Source organism: Arthrobacter sp. B0427-1-12, assembly GCF_059092905.1.
In genome coordinates this window covers 1-16,913 of the sequence record NZ_JBNHIC010000044.1, presented here as the reverse complement: position 1 = coordinate 16,913, position 16,913 = coordinate 1, and the positions used below count along the sequence as shown (strand labels likewise).

General features: G+C 62.3%; 14 protein-coding genes. 8 read left to right on the top strand and 6 right to left on the bottom strand.

Annotated features, from left to right (window positions below; genetic code table 11):
* Nucleotides 1-221: 221 nt before the first annotated feature.
* Nucleotides 222-1,484 carry a type II restriction endonuclease gene (locus tag AC5RWU_RS19175; protein WP_494032522.1) on the top strand — a complete coding sequence of 421 codons (1,263 nt, stop codon included), beginning with the start codon at nucleotides 222-224 and terminating at the stop codon, nucleotides 1,482-1,484.
* A gap of 170 nt (nucleotides 1,485-1,654) precedes the next feature.
* Here the strand turns inward: AC5RWU_RS19175 and AC5RWU_RS19170 are convergent, their stop codons facing one another.
* From AC5RWU_RS19170 to istA, 4 genes are all read right to left on the bottom strand, one after another.
* Nucleotides 1,655-2,332, bottom strand: coding sequence for a hypothetical protein (locus AC5RWU_RS19170; protein ID WP_494032523.1), 678 nt, complete (start codon nucleotides 2,330-2,332; stop codon nucleotides 1,655-1,657).
* A 7-nt stretch (nucleotides 2,333-2,339) separates the two neighbouring features.
* Nucleotides 2,340-3,539 (bottom strand): DUF262 domain-containing protein, encoded by a 1,200-nt coding sequence (locus tag AC5RWU_RS19165; protein WP_494032524.1) that lies wholly within the window; start codon nucleotides 3,537-3,539, stop codon nucleotides 2,340-2,342.
* A gap of 299 nt (nucleotides 3,540-3,838) precedes the next feature.
* Entirely contained in the window at nucleotides 3,839-4,618 is a 780-nt protein-coding gene (locus AC5RWU_RS19160) for an ATP-binding protein (RefSeq protein ID WP_494032525.1), read from the bottom strand.
* Nucleotides 4,608-6,155 carry an IS21 family transposase gene (istA, locus tag AC5RWU_RS19155; protein WP_494032526.1) on the bottom strand — a complete coding sequence of 516 codons (1,548 nt, stop codon included), beginning with the start codon at nucleotides 6,153-6,155 and terminating at the stop codon, nucleotides 4,608-4,610. The genes AC5RWU_RS19160 and istA overlap by 11 nt, the downstream gene beginning before the upstream one ends.
* Nucleotides 6,156-6,941: 786 nt before the next feature.
* Between istA and AC5RWU_RS19150 the strand changes: the two genes are divergently transcribed.
* Nucleotides 6,942-7,505 (top strand): recombinase family protein, encoded by a 564-nt coding sequence (locus tag AC5RWU_RS19150; protein ID WP_494032527.1) that lies wholly within the window; start codon nucleotides 6,942-6,944, stop codon nucleotides 7,503-7,505.
* A gap of 412 nt (nucleotides 7,506-7,917) precedes the next feature.
* On the opposite strand, the gene AC5RWU_RS19145 is transcribed toward AC5RWU_RS19150, so the two are convergent.
* The gene (locus AC5RWU_RS19145) at nucleotides 7,918-8,541 is read right to left on the bottom strand and encodes a malonic semialdehyde reductase (RefSeq protein ID WP_494032528.1); all 624 of its coding nucleotides are present in this window, start codon (nucleotides 8,539-8,541) and stop codon (nucleotides 7,918-7,920) included.
* A gap of 579 nt (nucleotides 8,542-9,120) precedes the next feature.
* Here AC5RWU_RS19145 and AC5RWU_RS19140 point away from each other — a divergent pair.
* The 6 genes from AC5RWU_RS19140 to AC5RWU_RS19115 all read left to right on the top strand — a co-directional run bounded on the left by AC5RWU_RS19140 (nucleotide 9,121) and on the right by AC5RWU_RS19115 (nucleotide 16,132).
* A complete protein-coding gene (locus AC5RWU_RS19140) occupies nucleotides 9,121-10,137 on the top strand; it encodes a carbohydrate ABC transporter permease (RefSeq protein WP_494032529.1) in 1,017 nt (338 codons plus the stop codon).
* A gap of 4 nt (nucleotides 10,138-10,141) precedes the next feature.
* Entirely contained in the window at nucleotides 10,142-10,981 is an 840-nt protein-coding gene (locus AC5RWU_RS19135; protein WP_494032530.1) for a carbohydrate ABC transporter permease, read from the top strand.
* 79 nt (nucleotides 10,982-11,060) lie between these two features.
* Complete coding sequence (locus AC5RWU_RS19130) at nucleotides 11,061-12,401, top strand: LLM class flavin-dependent oxidoreductase (protein WP_494032536.1); 1,341 nt, start codon at nucleotides 11,061-11,063, stop codon at nucleotides 12,399-12,401.
* A gap of 54 nt (nucleotides 12,402-12,455) precedes the next feature.
* The gene (locus AC5RWU_RS19125; protein ID WP_494032531.1) at nucleotides 12,456-13,817 is read left to right on the top strand and encodes an ABC transporter substrate-binding protein; all 1,362 of its coding nucleotides are present in this window, start codon (nucleotides 12,456-12,458) and stop codon (nucleotides 13,815-13,817) included.
* 28 nt (nucleotides 13,818-13,845) lie between these two features.
* Complete coding sequence (locus AC5RWU_RS19120) at nucleotides 13,846-15,063, top strand: acyl-CoA dehydrogenase family protein (RefSeq protein WP_494032532.1); 1,218 nt, start codon at nucleotides 13,846-13,848, stop codon at nucleotides 15,061-15,063.
* 529 nt (nucleotides 15,064-15,592) lie between these two features.
* Complete coding sequence (locus AC5RWU_RS19115) at nucleotides 15,593-16,132, top strand: hypothetical protein (protein ID WP_494032533.1); 540 nt, start codon at nucleotides 15,593-15,595, stop codon at nucleotides 16,130-16,132.
* A gap of 140 nt (nucleotides 16,133-16,272) precedes the next feature.
* Here AC5RWU_RS19115 and AC5RWU_RS19110 read toward each other — a convergent pair.
* The coding region (locus AC5RWU_RS19110) for a fatty acid desaturase family protein (protein WP_494037142.1) at nucleotides 16,273-16,913 on the bottom strand (641 nt) is incomplete at its 5' end.

Genomic DNA, 16,913 nt, shown 5'->3' with positions numbered 1-16,913 from the left:
TGTGCCCAGCATCTCAAGTCCCTGTCCTCGGGGCGTGAAGCTGCTCTTCAACGACAGCGTTTGCTCTATAACCTGACATCTGCCCGCGGTTGCAGTTCTATTGCGCCAACTGCCCAACAGCAGCCAGCAGTAACAACCGACAGACTGGACACTGTTGAGCCTGTGGTAGCCATACGATCCCAGCGTTCCAAGAAACTTGCGTCGATCAATGAGGTTAATTCGTGATTAGGATTGGTGACTATTTCAAGGCATTCGCAGCCAAGAAGCTCTCCGCCGTCGACATTGATGCCACACGCTCAAGGCAGAGCGAAATCGGGGGCACGGACGGCCTGCGCGTGATGCTTGGAACCCCTCCGGACAAGCGTCTCCTTCAAGGCCGCTATGTCTACCTTGACGACGATACTGCCGAAGCCCCGGAAATCATCGATGCCATAGCTACCTGGTATGATCCGCGGAGGTTCAAGTCCCACCGTCCTGCGGAGTACCGCCTGCTATACCGGGTCAAGGCCAAACCGGTCATCTCCCGCGTTGAGCCTGGAGATACACTTTTCGTAGCCCAGCGTGACGAAGAGTGCATATACCTGATCTTCGTCAGGCAAGGCACTACTATTCTGCGCCAGCTGGAATGGATGTTCGGTCTCAAAGCCCAGGAAACAATATCCTTCGGGCTTGGCAGTGACCGACAGCCGGACCTCGATCCGCTGTCTGTGGAAGAGCTCCTCGGGCTTCTCGACATTGAAGTCGACCTCAGTGATGATTCACTCCTCGAGCACATACCCCGGTGCTTCATTGAAGACGACAAATGGCCCAGCGGCCTTCAAATGGCACGACTCGCGCAGTCGCTCGTCCCTGACGCCAACCCTGTCTTGGAACCAGACACAACACTGATGAGCTGGGTCCGGATGGAAACTCGGCTGTTCCAGACACTTGAGAAGCAGCGGATTGCCGAGCAAGTCGCCGCTGGCTTCACCACTGCATCCGGAGAGGCTGACGTGGAAGCTTTCCTCAAACTGTCATTGTCGGTCAATAACCGCCGCAAGTCTCGTGCGGGTGGTTCACTCGAGTTGCACATAGAGGCCGTTCTCCAACGTAATGACATCTTGTATGCAAGACAGGCCACGACAGAGGGGAAGAAAAAGCCCGACTTCCTCTTCCCCTCCAAGGACGCATACCACGATCCAACCTTCCCCGCCTCTGGCCTGACCATGCTCGGCGCCAAAACCACCTTGAAGGATCGTTGGCGCCAGGTTCTCAACGAAGCTAACCGGATCGAGGACAAGCACCTGTTAACCTTGGAGCCAGGAATTTCGGAAGACCAGACCACCGAGATGAAGGCCGAGAACCTTCGCCTGGTGATCCCCGAGAGTCTCCACACCCAAGGGTTCAGTCCATCGCAACGAGAATGGTTGATGACGGTACGTGGCTTTCTAGATAATGTACGGAGCCGACAAGAACTCAATACCTCAGCATTGCCTATTGACTGAGAGGGAACAAATTTCTGTCCGTTCGTACTTCCTCTTAGTCGGGAGTGTCCGTTTTAACGACGTAACCGTCATGCCCTGCCACGGTACTTAGTTTCCGGGATCAAACGACATATGCGCTGTTATCGGTGCCTAGGGCAAAGTAGCGACTTTTGCGGCGCCTCAGCCCTTCTTTATCCCTCAACGTCATCAGGACCGCTTTCGCGCGTCGCCCTAATTTCCCTAGTGCTAATTGCCGCTTCTATCAGCGGAATGAGTGTGCCTAGACCATCAAGGGCGTCTTGAACCCAAGTCTGCGCGTCTTTGGCGTGCACCGTCTCTTGGGCTGCTCCGAGTAGCGTATGAGCTGCTAAGCCCCGCTTGGCGCCGAGAGTATCAAGCGCCGCTAGTGCATTCGAGACGTCAACGCCGAGTTCGTTGACGTCGATCCCGAGCGGCTTGCACATCGAATCAATTGACTTGCGCCGAATGCCATTATTGGGCTTGATGACCTTGGTCTTATAGATTCCTGGAAGTCTTTGCGCGATCCACTCGGGCTTCGGAACTTTTCCGCCGTTTTGTCCGATTAGGTCGTCGGCATATTTAGTGGCCAGCGGGAGAGCAACCGCAGGCGGTGCAACGTGGCGTAACTCAATCGAGGAAGTTACCGAGTTGGATATGGCATCTTCGATGGCTTCCTCAATACCTGCGTGGGCAAGCATTAGATAAGCTCGGATTTGCAGGGACTCCTCCGGGCTCGGCTCAGCTGCCAGGGGATTATCTCCGGGTGGCTCGCTTGAGGGCGGCTGCGGGAGAAGGAGATCCCCCAACTTGCCGATGTCCTTTCTTAGATCGGTGATGTTGTCAGACATGGCTACCTCACGGAGCGACCGCAGACAATGCGGCCGGCCAGGCAGGGCGCACGCCCGTGATCTGTTCGAATGTCTCGTACCAAGCCGAGAAGCGGATTCTAAACGCTTCCGTTGTCTTGGTTGTAGACGTAATAGCGCGGACAAAGGCTGCGTTCTCGTTGCACAGCCGCTGGAAGCCCGCCTTCAATTCATCTGCGCGGGCAAGTGCTGAAGCCCTGCATCCGCTATCCAAGAGGGCACCGATCTGGACATCGAAGAGAGCGCGGTTGAAAGCGCGTTCAAAGCGGTCGGTGGTCCACTTACGAGCTACAAAGCTTTGACCAAAAACTTCTGTTGCTGTAGTGATGGCCTCTTCCATCTGCGCGATCGATTCGACTACAGCGACTTCTTTGGAGCCCCAATCGTTGTTCAATGTGGCACATGTCTTGTCGAGGAAGTCCTTCAGGTTGCCGCTATATTGCACCGGGCCGAGGCGCAGACCAACCAGCCGGATCAATAGCTCAGCATCCACCATTCGACGGTCAGGGCCGCTATTGCCCAGCAGTAACTGCAGTCCGGAGCTGTCTCCAGACGCCTCGTCGGCGTATTGCACGAAAGGTCCTGGTACTAGCGCCTGACGCAACTCTTGTGGCGAAAGAGGCACGCTCCCAGTGTTTAGGCGAAGGAATAATGCGAACAGGAAATCGTCCGACTCCCAGTTACGGATGACGACGGTTCTTATTGTGTGAGTCTCGAATGCATCAAAGTACTCGGGTTTCTCGCGCTGGATTCGGTCCAGGCTGAAGTTCTTGATGGACTCGAGGACCGTGACAGTGGACATCCGAAATGCCTTGAATGCTCCGTCGTCATGTGACGGTAGGCCGGCATAGAACTGTCGCAGCGTGAGCAGTCGTTGCTTACCGTCGATGACAATGAAGTGTCCGGGACGCTCGCGCTTTTCGGCCAAGACGATCTGCGGAATCGGGTAGGCGAGGATGCACGATTCAATGAATTTGCTCTTGAGCGGCGGTGTCCACGCGGCTCGGCGCTGAAAAGACGGTGCTAGATCGATACGCCCCTTTTCCAGCTGATTCACCAGGGTCTCGATTGTCCAGTCGGTCGCTGATACGTTGGCGCGCTGTGCGCTCAACCGATTAATTACCTCCTCTTCGGTTTCACCGGTGCGGTCATCTACCGGAACCTGAGCTTCGACTGTGCTTTCAGACAATCCGAACTCCTATTCTGCATAAGCGGTTTCAGCATTCAGGCTTGGAAAGCGCGGAAAGGCGACATCTAGCAGTCCACGGGTACAACATGGCTTGAGAAAGTCGACTCTTCTCGGTGTTGTCCCAAATCAGATGTCAACGGCAATCTGTTCCTGACCGTGGGCGGCAGTTTCGATTGACCGGTGGCGGCAGGTTTCTGACCGGTGGCGGCAGCGTGGATTGACCGCCGGCGGCAGGTGGTTTTGACCGGGGGTGCCCGGGGTGCCGGGTGCTGGCTGCCGGCGCCCCGGGGGCTCGGTTTTTAGGTCATGGGTTGGGTTCCTTTGCCGTTCTGGGCCTGGATGAGCCGGATGGATTCGCCGCTGGTCTGGCAGACGTGGGCGTGGTGCAGGAGCCGGTCCACGGTGGCGGTGGCGATGGTTTTGGGCATGAGCTCGTCGAAGCCGGCCGGGTGGATGTTCGAGCTGATGGCCAGGGACCGTTTCTCGTAGGCGGCGTCGACGATGCGGTAGAAGCCTTCGGCCGCGTCGCCGGAGACCGGCAGCAGGCCGATGTCGTCAATGCAGACCAGATCCGCGGCGGTGGCCCTGGTGATGGCCTTGTTCACGCTGTCATCGATCCGGTGGCGGCGGACCAGGGCGCCGAGGTCCTCGAGGGTGAACCAGGAAACGGTCATACCCTCGTCGATGGCCTGCTGGCCGAGGGCTTCGAGCAGCAGGGTTTTGCCGGTGCCGGAGGGCCCGCACGCGATCAGGTTTTCCTTGCGGCGGACCCATTCGAGGGTGCGCAGGTAGCTGCTGGTCGCGGCCGGGATCGAGGAGAGGGCATCGTCCCAGACCTCGAAGGTCTTGCCGGTGGGAAACCCGGCCCGTTTGCGCCGGGTGGCGAGCATGGACCGGTTGCGCCCGGTGGCTTCGGCCTCAAGCAGCACGCGTACGGCCTCGGCCGGGTCCCAGCGCTGGGCCCGGGCGGTGGCGAGCACGTCCGCGGCGATCGCACGGGCGTGCGGCATCCGGTTCGTGCGCATCAGATCGATCACGGTACCGATCGCCGGTGCGAGAGGGGCGGCGTTATCGGGCATTGGTGTCTCCTTCGAGTTCATTGACCTCGGGGTCCGTGCCGGTGGTGCCGAAGCCGGCCCAGCCGCCGGTGCCCTGGGACAGCCACCGGCCGGGGTCGGTGACGGTGCGCAGGTTCGCGGCCGGTTCCCCGGTGGCGGCCGCCTCGATGATGGAGACCAGGTCCTCGTGGTTGAACCGGTGGTGCACCGCCGCCGCGCCCAGGCCCTGGTCCACCGGGCCGGCGCCCAGCAGCTTGGCCAGGTGAACGGCGCGGTCCATCTTGGAACGGATCTTCTGCGTGCCCGCCGCGGTCGCTTCCCTGAGCCAGAGCCGGGCGCCCTCACCGATGTCCAGGAACGCCTTCTCCGCCGGCGAGGCAGGCCGCGGTTCGCGGGCCAGGGCCCCGGCGGGAGCCGGAGGGAAGTGGTCCTCGTTGACCGCCGGCACGCCCGGGCGGGTGCGTGCGTGCCGGGCCACCTCCACCGGACCGCCGGCGCCGGCGTGCACGATCACGATCTGCTCCCCGGCATCCCTCACCCACACGCTCTGCCCGAGCAGCTGGTGCGGTACCGAGTAGCGGGCGTTGTCGAACGTGACCATCGGTGTCTGCGGCGGGACCCGGCGGACCTGGCCGAAGGCCATCACGAACGCTTCGGCCGGGACCGCGTGCAGGCGCGGGGCCTCGATGACCCGCAGCATCTGCGCCGGGATCTCCAGCGTGGCACGGTGCACCCGGGAATTGACCTCGTCCATGAACACCGTGCAGGCCTCCTCCAGTTCGGCGAACGAGCCGTAGGCCGGCAGCAGGTTCGCCTCCGTAGGCACCAGGTCCGCCTTGGAGACCCGCACCGCGTTCTCCACCCCGCCCTTGGTGGCCGGGTCCGCCGGCAGGCAGGTATGCACGACCGTGGAATAGTGCCGCGAGAACGCCACGGCCTGCGGGTTGCGGACCGGCAGCCCGGCCACGTGCTCGGTGGTGACCAGCTTCTCGTTATCGGTCAGCACATACGTCGGGACCCCGCCGATGAGCCGGAAGGCCCGGTCCAGGGCCGAGAACACGCTCGGGGCCGTGCGGTCGCGCAGCGCGATCACGATCCGGAACCGGCTAAAGGCCAGCCACGCGCAGAACAGCACCGTCCTGGCCCCGGCAACGTTCGGCCCGTCGCCGAAGTCGTACTGGAGCCACAGCCCGGGCTCCGGGACCCAGGGCCGGTGCACCCGGGTATGCTGCAGCCGGTACTCCTCCTTGATCGCGGCCACCACCGACCGGGTCGTGCGTTCGGAGCCGGTATAGCCCAGCGGCAGAAGGCGCCCGTGCACGACATCGGCACGGATCCTGCCCCTGGACTGCTTCACCCAGGAACGGATCTGCTCCTCGAAGGGATCGGTCTTGCGCCCGACACGGCGCGGGGCCGGGGCGCCGCGGCCCTCGTCGCGGGCCTTCACGTACGCCCGGACAGTGTTATGCGAGACACCGCAGACCTGGGCGGTGGCACGGTAGGACCGGGTCAAATCATAGGTCGCTAGAATTTCCATGAACTCCCCTGGAGACTTCAATACGAGCGCCTTCCTTCAAAAACACGCGTGAAAACAACGATTGGCATCGCCATTTCACGCAGAAGGAAGGGGCTCTCCCCGTACCGACACGGGGGAACGAAAAGGAACATCACCAGCACAGGACGCAGGCGGCGCCGGAACAACCGGTCAAAAACACCTGCCGCCCATGGTCAAAACCAACCGCCGCCGGCGGTCAACATGTTCTGCCGCCAACGGTCAGCCGAACCTGCCGCCTACGGTCACTTTAGAACTGCCGCTCACATCAGAGAGTTCAAGCCGCGCGTGGATCCTAAGGCCGCTGACGAAAACTTTGAACTAACTAGAACTAGAAGTGCCAATTCCCCCTGACCAACCCTTTTCTGGTGTTACTCGCATTCTAAGGTCCCCAGTCGAGAGGAAGACGGCATTGACTCGCACCACTCGGGTTCACTGCTCGGTCTCAAAGAACGGTGATTGTTAACAGTGCTCGCGGATTGGAGGTGCGGTAAGCCATCGGTGGTCTTGCCTGCGCAGTTCGAGGACAGTGCCAGGCACTGCGCTGTCCTACGTCGGGGATTCGGAACACCGCGCTGCGTCGGCGCATACGCCACGAAGTTCTCTAGATGTTAAAGCTCCGCCATGCCGCATCTCATAAAATGATCGTTTGCTAGGACCGGCAGCACGGGCTGCCGCCGGCCCGTGAAAGTCCCGGATTCCCGGCCTCGGCCATGTCTTATCAATATGTCTCACTTCCGGTATTCCCAGGAATCGGAATTATGGCCTTTGATGGGACTGAAGGGGAGCGTCATGGCAAGCATCGGATACGCCCGGGTCAGCACTCTGGAGCAGAACGCGGACCTGCAGCACGCGGCCCTGAAGGCCGCCGGCTGCCGGCGGATCTTCACGGACCCTGGCGTCAGCGGCACGCGAGCCAGCCGGCCCGAACTGGACAGGATGTTCGAGCACCTGCGGGACGGGGATGAGGTGGTGGTCTGGAAGCTGGACCGGCTGGGCCGCAACACCCGCAACCTGCCGGCCCTCATCGATGACCTGGAAGGCCGCGGCGTGCACTTCCGCAGCGTCACCGAAGGCATCAGCACGACCGGCCCCATGGGCAGGGCCATGCTCACGGTGATGTCCGCATTCGCCCAGCTCGAACGCGACCAGCTGGCCGAGCGGACCAGGGCAGGCATGGCCGCAGCCGCCGCCCACGGCCGGCGGGCTGGACGGCGCGAAATCACCGCCGGGGACCGGAACGTCAAACGCGCCCATGAGCTCAAGGCCCAGGGCCTGAGACCTGCCGACATTGGCAGGATCATCGGGGCCAGCCGCGCCACGGTCTACCGGTACCTCAGCCTGGAGGCCGACTGATGGGGAAAACTGTAAGCGTGCAGAGCCGGCACCGCTGAGGCGTACCCGGCTGAGCCGCCACCCCGCCCTCCTGCCCCAAATCGTCAGATTGGGTGTACTCGAACCAGACGCATCGCATTGGTTCTTATCCCTTTAAATACGTCTCGGAAAGACGATCCGCTCCTTGCGCAGGCAGGGGCCCGTCTGCGTCTTGTCAGGCTCCTGCCTTGAAAGGAACTGAGGCGGCGTAGGGGAGCTCAGTGAGGCCACGGAGTGGCGATGTTCGAAGTCGGCTACACGACCAAGCAAAGTGCCGGTCACTGACTGCAGTGGTGACGACCTGAGGATGGTCTTGTGGCCGCGGAGTGGCAGTGGTGCCGGCCGATGCAGGCCGGACGGGCGGTCCCGGCAGGGCCGCGCCCGTCAGTCAGGCTCAGAGGGCTGTGACGACCTCGTCGAAGGGAAGGCGGGGCAGGCGGTCCCTCCACGCATTCTCGGCGGGCCTGCCCATATTGATGGCGGCGAGCACGCGGTGGCGGCCGTCCGGGAAGAACTCGCGGGTAATCGCGTCGGCGTCGAAGCCGGTCATCGGGCCAGCGGCGAGGCCGGCCGCACGGATGCCGATGATCGCGTAGCCCACCTGGAGGCCCGTGTTGAGCTCGGCCGTGCGGGCGCGTGCCTCCTCGTCACCGGCGAACATGTCGCGGGCGCCGGGGAAGTGCGGGAAGGTCCGCGGGAGTTCCTCGTGGAAGTCAATGTCCGCAGCGAGAAGGGCAGTGGCGGGGGCGGCCGCCGTCTTCGCCCGGTTGCCTTCGGACAGATGGGGGAGGAGGCGCTCCTTGGCCTCGGCGGAGCGGACGACGATGACGCGCAGCGGCTGGCCGTTCATCGCCGTGGGCGCCCACTTGACGAGCTCGAAGATCGCGGCGATCTGCTCGTCGGTGACGGTCTCGTCCGTGAATGCGTTGGCCGTGCGGGCCTGGCGGAAGAGAAGATTCTGTGCGTGCTCGTCGAGGAGGAGCGCGTCCTGGGTGCGGTGGTCAGTGGTTGTAGTCACAGTTAGGTGAACCGTTGACAAATGCCTGGTCTTCCCGGTCCGGAGGTGAGTCCGCACACACACCAGGGACATGGATATGATCCGCCACCCGAACCTCCAAACCCAAGAATGTCAGGTTGAAAGCCAAGACTTTCCCGAACCTATGTCAAGAAATGGCAATTTTGATCCTATTCTGACAGCTTTTCGAGTATTCGCCTGGCGTCAGGTTGGGGTGTACTTCAAAATGACAGGCATTTGAATTTGGCACCTGGAACGCACTCAGCCTCATCCTCAAGACGCCCCGCCCGCTATGTACATGCGTTCCACTTCTAAATAATGGCGCACGGCTTGGGTGTCGCATAGCCGTTGTATTTGTCGCTCGGTGGCAGAGCGACCCCAAACCATTCTGCATATCAGTTCTCGCCTTGCTTTGTTTGCCGAAGCAACATGGCGTCATCGCAGGTCATCTGGCTTCACATCCGGGGGCCTCCGGGGGCACGGTTCGGGCGCGATAGTCACGGGAGGTCAAAGACCATGGGTGCAAAAGTATTGAGGCTCTAGTTTTGGGGAAAAGTCCTCGATCAGACCGGTGGTTTGTCCATGTCACTCTCAGACACTCAGATCCTTGAGAAGGAAGTCGGTACCGGCGGTGACGCCCCGTTGCCGCCCGGCGACAGAGGCAGTGGCACCGGTCTTAAGCCGCACAGGAAGAAGCAGAAGGCCGGGGTCCATGGCAGGAGCCGGGCGGCAAACCATAGTCCGGGCCGAGGATGGGCTTTCGGCGGCCTCGGGATGGTTGTCCTGCTCGTGGTCTTCCCCACGCTTTACATGCTGGGGCTCGCGCTGACGGATTCAACGCTGGCCCGGCCCTTCCGCGAGTTCAGCGGACTGGAGAACTTCGAAGCGGCCCTGGCCGAGGAGGCGTTCGCCGGTTCGCTGCTCAGGACCACGGTCTTCACTTTTGCTGCCGCAGCCATTGAGCTGGTGCTGGGGACCTTTCTGGCCCTGGCCCTGTGGAAGCGCAGGGCGGGATTCGGTGCCGTGGGCACCATCCTGCTGCTGCCGATGGTGACTCCTCCGGTCATGGTGGCCGTGGTGTGGCAGGTGCTGCTCTCCCCGGCCGGCGGCGGGCTGACGGGACTGTGGAATGCGATCGGAGTTGCTCCGCCGGAAATCTTCGCCGAGGGCCCGACCGCTTTCGTGGCCCTGCTGGGGATCGAGGTCTGGCAGTGGACACCGTTCGTCATGCTGCTGGTGTTCGCCGCCCTGCTCGGGGTTGACCACGAACAGATTGAGGCAGCCAGGCTTGACGGCGCCGGCGCGTTGTCCCTGCTCCGGTATGTCGTGCTGCCGGCGATCGAGACCACGCTGGCGATGGTGTTCCTCTTCCGGGTTCTTGGGGGATTCAAGGTCTTCGACGTCGCCTATGCGGTGACGCACGGCGGGCCCGGCTTTTCGACGACGTTCTCGAGCTTCGCTATCTTCCGCACCGCGTTCGACGGCTCGTACGACACCGGCACGGCGGCTGCGATGACGCTCATTTTCGGTCTGGTGGTGGGACTGGCGACGGCGCTGCTCGTGTACTGGCGCAAGTCCTCGCTGTCGAGGGAGGGATAGGACAATGTCGAATAAAAGCCCAGGCGCGGTGGCCGCCGGGATGGCCGGCAAGGGGCTGCTGGCCGCTGCCGTGGTGCTGGCGCTGGCCCCGATCCTCTACTTGGTGTCGCTGTCGCTCAAGCGCGGATCCGATGTCTTCAACGGTTCCTGGATCCCCTCGGAGATCTACTGGGAGAACTGGCCCGAAGCGATCGATTCCCTGTCCCGCAACCTGTTCCACTATGTCGGAAATTCCTGGATTGTGGCGCTGGGGGCCGCCGCGATTTCCATCGCGATTGCCGCGCCGACCGCCTATTACACGGCACGTCACCAGGCGTCGGGGCCGCGTCTGCTCTCGATCCTGCTCGCCTCGTACTGTGTCCCGCCGGTCGTTGCGCTTATTCCGATGTTCCTGCTGTGGAAGCAGGTGGGCCTGATCAATACGGTCGCAGGATTGACCATTATCACCGGCCTGATGAACGTTCCCGTCGCAGCCTGGATGCTGGACGGTTTCGTCCGCAAGGTTCCGTGGGAGATCGAGGAAGCCGCGTGGATGGACGGGGCATCCCGGGTCCGCACATTCTTCACGGTGATCGTTCCGCTTATCCGTTCCGGGCTGGCCGCCGCGTTCCTCATTTCCCTGTTCCTGGCTTTCGCGGAATTCCTCTTCGCGGTCTCGTTTTCGCAGACCGACGCATCGCAGACCCTGTCCGTGGCACTGTCGATTTTCCAGTCCTCCGGCAAGGAGATCAACTACGGAAAGCTGGCCGTCGCCGCGCTCATCGGCGTTATTCCCATGTACGTACTGGCCCTGGCCGCGCAGAAGCAGCTGGTCGAAGGAGCCACCGCCGGGGCCGTCAAGTAAAACCCGCGCCGCGCTGCGGCCGCCAAAAATACAACCAGGAGAAACCGTGTCCAAACCCTTACTGTTTTCCGCATTCGTCATGAACACCACCAGCCACATCATCCAGGGCGCCTGGCGCCGGCCCGAGGCAGAACAGACGAACTTCAACGATCTGGACCACTGGATCGATCTCGCCCGGCTGCTGGAAAAGGGCCGCTTCGACTTCCTGTTCTTCGCGGACGTCGTCGGCCTCTACGGCGACCACCGCGGGTCCTACCGGAAGTTCGTCGAATCAGGCCTGCAAATCCCCAGCAACGATCCTTCGGTGATCGTCTCGGCCATAGCGCATGCCACGAAGGACATCGGGATCGCGGTGACCAGTTCCGTGCTTCAGGAGCATCCGTTCAACTTCGCCCGTCGGATGTCAACCCTGGACCACGCGACCAAAGGCCGTCTCGCCTGGAACATCGTGACCAACTCGCTGCAGAACGCAGCCCGGAATTTCGGCCAGGATCTCACTCCTCACGACGATCGCTATCTATGGGCGGACGAGTACCTGGAGGTCGCTTACAAGCTCTGGGAAGGATCCTGGGACGAGGGCGCACTGCTGCAGGACAAGGAACGCGGCATCCATGCGGACTACTCCAAGGTCCACAAGATCAATCATGCCGGTCCCCGGTACGAGGTGGAGGGCCCGCATCTGGTGGCACCGTCACCGCAGCGGACCCCCCTGCTGTTCCAGGCCGGCTCCTCCGAGGCCGGCAGGAACTTCGCCGCCCGCAACGCCGAACTGCAGTTCATCATTTCACCGACTCCGGAAAAGGCCCGCGGTCTGATTGAGGACACCCGCCGGCGGGTGGTGGAGGCCGGCCGTGCGCCGGATGCGTTGAAGTTCGTCCAGGGACTGAGTTTCGTCATCGGCAGCACCGAAGAGGAAGCACGCCGCAAGGAAGCGGACCTTGAGGAGAGCATGGACCTCGACGCCATGGTCGCGCACCTCGGCGGCGCGCTGGGTGTTGATTTCGGCCATCACTCGCTCGACACCCCGCTGGGCGAGATTGACGCGTCTGAGGGCACCCGCAGCCTGATCCAGTGGACCCGCGAGTCCGTGCAGGGGCGGGAGGCAACGGTCGAGGACCTGGGCCGGCTCCAGGGGCGCAGCAGCCGGATTGTCGGCACACCCGAGCAGATCGCCGACACGCTCCAGCGTTGGAGCGATGCCGGAGTCGACGGCATCAACGTCATCAACGCCACCCGGCCCGGCAGCTACGCCGACTTCATCGAACACGTGATCCCGGTGCTCCAGGAGCGCGGCCTTGCCAAGCGCGAATACACTCCGGGGACCGCCCGCCACAAGGTCTTCGGCACCGACTACCTGCCCACCGAGCATCCCGGCGGAGCATATCGCGGCGCGTTTGCGCCCAGCGCCGTCAACGCCTGAGCACTCCGAATTGCCTTCATCACCAACCTTTTGGATGAGAAAGATAACCCGCACATGACTCCTGACCCGTTCCGCCAGCACATGGCCCGCCGCTCGCTCCTCAAAGCCATGGGAGTCGGCGCACTGAGCCTTGCCGCCCTGCCGGTGCTTTCCGCCTGCGGCGATGCAGCAGCTGCAAGCGCCCTGCCCGGAGAATCGACCGGCGATTTCGATTTCGCAGATCTGACACTTACTGCCTTGGTCAATTCCTCCTATGGGGCTATCTGGGGACACGTATCCGAACTGTTCAAAAAGGAAACGGGAGGAACGTTTACAGCAACGCCCGTTCCGTATACGCAATTGGCGCAGAAGCAGCTGCTGGATGTGCAAAGCGGCGCCGGCCAATACGATATCTACCAGTTCCAGTACCCTACGATCGGCACCCTGGTCACCGCGGGCGGCCTGGTCGACCTGACCGACTGGGCCGGAGCGAACCCGAGTGTGGCCAACCTCAACGTGGCCGCCGGCTTCAAGTCTTCAACCACGTACCAGGGCAGGCAGTATGCCATCGCCTACGGCGGCGTCCGGGACCTGGTGTTCTTCAATACCGAGATCCTCGAAAAGTTCGGGCTTGATGCACCGACCACCTGGGAAGAGTTCACGGTCGTTGCCGACGAGGTCACTGCACGGGGCAAGGGAGAATACTTTGGCTCCGCGATCCAGGCCACCAAGGACAACACGACGATCCTGATGTCCTATGGCAACCGCCTTTCCGGCTTCGGCGGCAGCTATCTGGACGGATCAGGCAAGCCCGTCATCAACTCCCCCGAGGCGATTGCGGCCCTGACCGAGTTCACGAAGCAGATTAACGCCGCTCTTCCGACTCCGGCAGAAGTTGCATGGCAGCAGGCCACGTCCGCCTTCCTCGAGGGGAAAGTCGCCCTGGCGGATAACTGGGGAGACATTACGTACGTCGCTGCCGACCCGAAACAGTCGAAGATTGCCGGCAAGTACACCGCAGTGCAGCTGCTTCCCGGGGGCGGCAACTCCACAGTCAAGCCGGTCACCGTTAACGCCGAGGTCTGGGGCGTTTCAACCGGATCCCAACAGCCGCAGGCAGCGGCCGCCTTCCTTCAGTGGCTGCTGCGACCTCAAACATCCGAGCAGCTGATCGCCATCGGTGACGGAAACTGGCCCGCCTACGACCGTGACCTCCTGGAATCGAAGACCTACACCGATAAGGATCCTTTCGCGTCCCTGCACACCGAAGGATTCGATGACGAGCAGTTGCTGTGGCCGACCGGGCCGGACTCCCTCAAAGCCACCCAGGATTTGTCGGACCAGCTGTCCCTGGCGCTCAGCGGGCAGCAGGGCGTGGAGGAATCTCTGGACAAGGCCCAAGAAGCCTGGGAAAACGCAGATCTGTCCAGCCTGTAACGGGCTGCCGAGGTAGGAGAGAACAAACATGACAATGGATACAGCCCGCAAATCGCTGTTGGAGGAATTCCGGCCCCTGTTCCAGGAAATCGGGAAGGGCGCGCTGGGGCGAAGCGAACGGCGTGAGCTTCCCTTCGAGCCCATCGCCAAACTAAAGGAAGCCGGTTTCGGAACCCTGCGCGTTCCCGTTGAGTTCGGCGGCCACGGACTGGACCTTCCCGAGCTGTTCGGCCTGGTAATCGAGCTCGCCTCATACGACCCACACGTCGCACACTCATTGCGCAGCCACTTCGGTTTCGTTGAGGACCGCCTGAACACGTTTAGCGCCCCCAACCGGGCCGCATGGCTCAGCCGCGCTGCCGCGGGCCTTTTCATCGGCAACGCCACAACAGAATCTGCGCCCTCTGCCACCGGGCTTGCCACCACGCTTACCCGCCAAGGCAACAACTGGCTGCTGAATGGCAAGAAGTTTTACAGCACCGGATCCATCTTCTCGGACGTCATCTACGGCTACGCGACCAAAGCAGACACTGAGGAAGTCGCGGCCTTCGTCGTGGACGTCAACCAGCCCGGCGTGAAGCTTGTCGATGACTGGAACGGGTTCGGACAACAGCTCACCGGCAGTGGAACCACAGTCTTCGAAAACGCGGTCGTGGACAGTGAAAACGTCGAGAACATCGGAAACGGCTTCGGCGAATACCTCTACGCCGATGCCTTCTACCAAAACTTCCTGTATGCGCTACAGGCTGGCATCCTCCGTTCGCTGGTACGCGATACCGCGGATCTGGTCGCCCGGCGAAACCGCGTCTACTCCCACGGCAACGGGGGCCAGGCCCGCAAAGATCCCCAGGTCCTGCAGGTCGTCGGGGAACTGGCGGCGGCCGCGCACACGGCCAAGACACTGGTAGTTGATCTGGCTGGCCGGATGGAAAAACTCCGCCGTGTCTCCGAGAACGGCGACCGGGCCGAGGCTGAATCCCTGGCGGCGCAAGTCCAGATCACAGCAGCCAATACCCAGATCACCATTACCCAGCAAGTCCTCACAGCATCAACCCGGCTCTTCGACGCTCTGGGAGCATCAGCCGTGGGTACGGACGTCAGCCTGGACCGGCACTGGCGCAATGCCCGCACAATCGCCTCACACAACCCGTGGATCTACAAGGCACGGATCTCCGGAGACTGGGAAGTCAACGCGGAGGAACCTCCGGTCTTTTGGATCACCAAGGGAGCATCAGAAAGCAAATAGCCGCTCAGGCTCCAAACAGATGACGACCTCAGGCTGGGTCGCGGTGCTGACTGCCCTTCAAAGGAGTTGCCCCCGACCCAGCCTGATCTGGAAGGCACCGGCTGCTCGTGCGCTGGACGATCAGCCGGGGCAATTATTAGAGTTGTTAACTACGAAAACCGGCAGGGCGCGCAGTGCCCAGGGAGGAGGAGCGCATCACCGCTGATCAATACCAAAGATCAACTGTCCAATCCGCTGAAAGCCCCTCCCGAGGGGCTTTCCCTATTTATCCGTCAGGAGTGCATATCTGTTCCAGGGACTGCAGCGTGTTTACCGCCGTCGAAACCGCCGGCTGCTTGACGGCTCTAACGGAGCCCGGCCGGTGTTTAGGTGGCCAGGGGGCCTGGGTGCTGCGCGAGAACCGCCGGTTACGGAAACCTTTTCGGCTTCAGTCTCACGGCTGTGCTCCTGATCAGCATGCGCCTTTATCGGCGCAATTGCCAACGGTCCGCCGGCATGCGCCAGGAACTACCGGGCTAGGCTGGGGGTCATGATCAGTCGCGGACAGTGGTTCATTCTGCGTCTGCGCAATAGGGCAGACGGGCACCTGAACCCCGTCAGTGCGGTCAGCCGGATTTCGGCTTATGTGTACGGCAATCTGCTGGTGCTGGCCGCTATCGTCGCTTCCAGCCCGGCTGCGGTCCGGACCGGGGAAGCCCTGGTCTATGTCATCGGAACGGCGCTGACCACATTCCTGGCGCACGTTCTCGCGCACACTTTCAGTGCTTCGGCGCTGCGCGGGAAGGTCTCCGGTGGGGAAGTCCTTCAGGAACTGCGTGACGCCGTTCCGATCCTGACGTCCGGCCTCATGCCGGCCGTCAGGGTCGGCGTCGGTGCCCTTGGACAGCTGGAGAGCCGGATCAGCCTCGCCGCGGCAGCGGCGCTGATCCTGGTCCGCCTTGCCGTCGTGGGCCTTGTCGTTGAACGGTTGAGCGGCAAACCCTCCAGTGCGGGAGCCCTTTGGGGCGGCATTGTCCTGGCCGTCGCCGCCGGCAGCATCGTAGCGGTCAAACTGATTACCACCCATTAGGCCCGGTCAGTGACCGGAAGTCAGTTCGGTACGTTCGACACTGGGGCGAGAGCAGCAGCAAGGACGGGTAGATGCAGCGACTCCGCCGGCCCTCGCTGGGAAGGCGAGGGGACCGGGTCCGGTGTTGTTCTGCCTCTCTCTTAGTGCCGCTGCTTGGGAACCCCGCTGTTGGGTGACAGGCGGTCCGGTAATGCCAGTTTGAAGACTTTGGCCCATGAGGATCCGACCTGTTTGAGCAGCGGCCCGGAGGTGTAGGGCAGCCCGTAGCGGCGGCAGATTTCGCGGACCTGGGGGGCGATCTCCGCGTACCGGTTGGAGGGCAGGTCCGGGAAGAGGTGGTGCTCGATCTGGTGGGAGAGGTTGCCGGTCATCAGGTGCATGAGCCTGGATCCGGAAATGTTGGCCGAGCCGATCATCTGGCGCACGTACCAGTCTCCGCGGGTTTCGCCGTCGGCCATGTCCTCGGTGAAGGTGTCGGCGCCGTCGGGGAAGTGTCCGCAGAAGATGACCGCGTGGGCCCAGAGGTTGCGGACCGCGTTGGCTGCCAGGGTCCCGTACAGGGCTTGTTTGCCGGAGCCGGTGAGCAGGGCCAGTGCCGGGGTGGCCGCGTAGTCCTTGGTGAGCTGCTTGGCGGCCTTGCGTCCCATGGCCTTCAGGTCCCTGATCAGCGCGGCTTTGCTCTTCCTGCCTTCCTTGTACTCGGTCAGCTCGAGGTCATAGATGGCGATGCCCCATTCGAAGACGGGGGCCAGCAGCGCGTTGTAGAGCGGGTTGCCCAGGT

Excerpts from the sequence above, each read along its gene's own strand:
- AC5RWU_RS19160 (WP_494032525.1), bottom strand. The coding sequence starts at position 4,618 with ATGCCCGATAACGCCGCCCCTCTCGCACCGGCGATCGGTACCGTGATC.
- AC5RWU_RS19170 (WP_494032523.1), bottom strand. The coding sequence starts at position 2,332 with ATGTCTGACAACATCACCGATCTAAGAAAGGACATCGGCAAGTTGGGG.
- AC5RWU_RS19140 (WP_494032529.1), top strand. The coding sequence starts at position 9,121 with ATGTCACTCTCAGACACTCAGATCCTTGAGAAGGAAGTCGGTACCGGC.
- AC5RWU_RS19125 (WP_494032531.1), top strand. The coding sequence starts at position 12,456 with ATGACTCCTGACCCGTTCCGCCAGCACATGGCCCGCCGCTCGCTCCTC.
- AC5RWU_RS19115 (WP_494032533.1), top strand. The coding sequence starts at position 15,593 with ATGATCAGTCGCGGACAGTGGTTCATTCTGCGTCTGCGCAATAGGGCA.
- AC5RWU_RS19120 (WP_494032532.1), top strand. The coding sequence starts at position 13,846 with ATGACAATGGATACAGCCCGCAAATCGCTGTTGGAGGAATTCCGGCCC.
- AC5RWU_RS19150 (WP_494032527.1), top strand. The coding sequence starts at position 6,942 with ATGGCAAGCATCGGATACGCCCGGGTCAGCACTCTGGAGCAGAACGCG.
- AC5RWU_RS19135 (WP_494032530.1), top strand. The coding sequence starts at position 10,142 with ATGTCGAATAAAAGCCCAGGCGCGGTGGCCGCCGGGATGGCCGGCAAG.
- AC5RWU_RS19130 (WP_494032536.1), top strand. The coding sequence starts at position 11,061 with ATGAACACCACCAGCCACATCATCCAGGGCGCCTGGCGCCGGCCCGAG.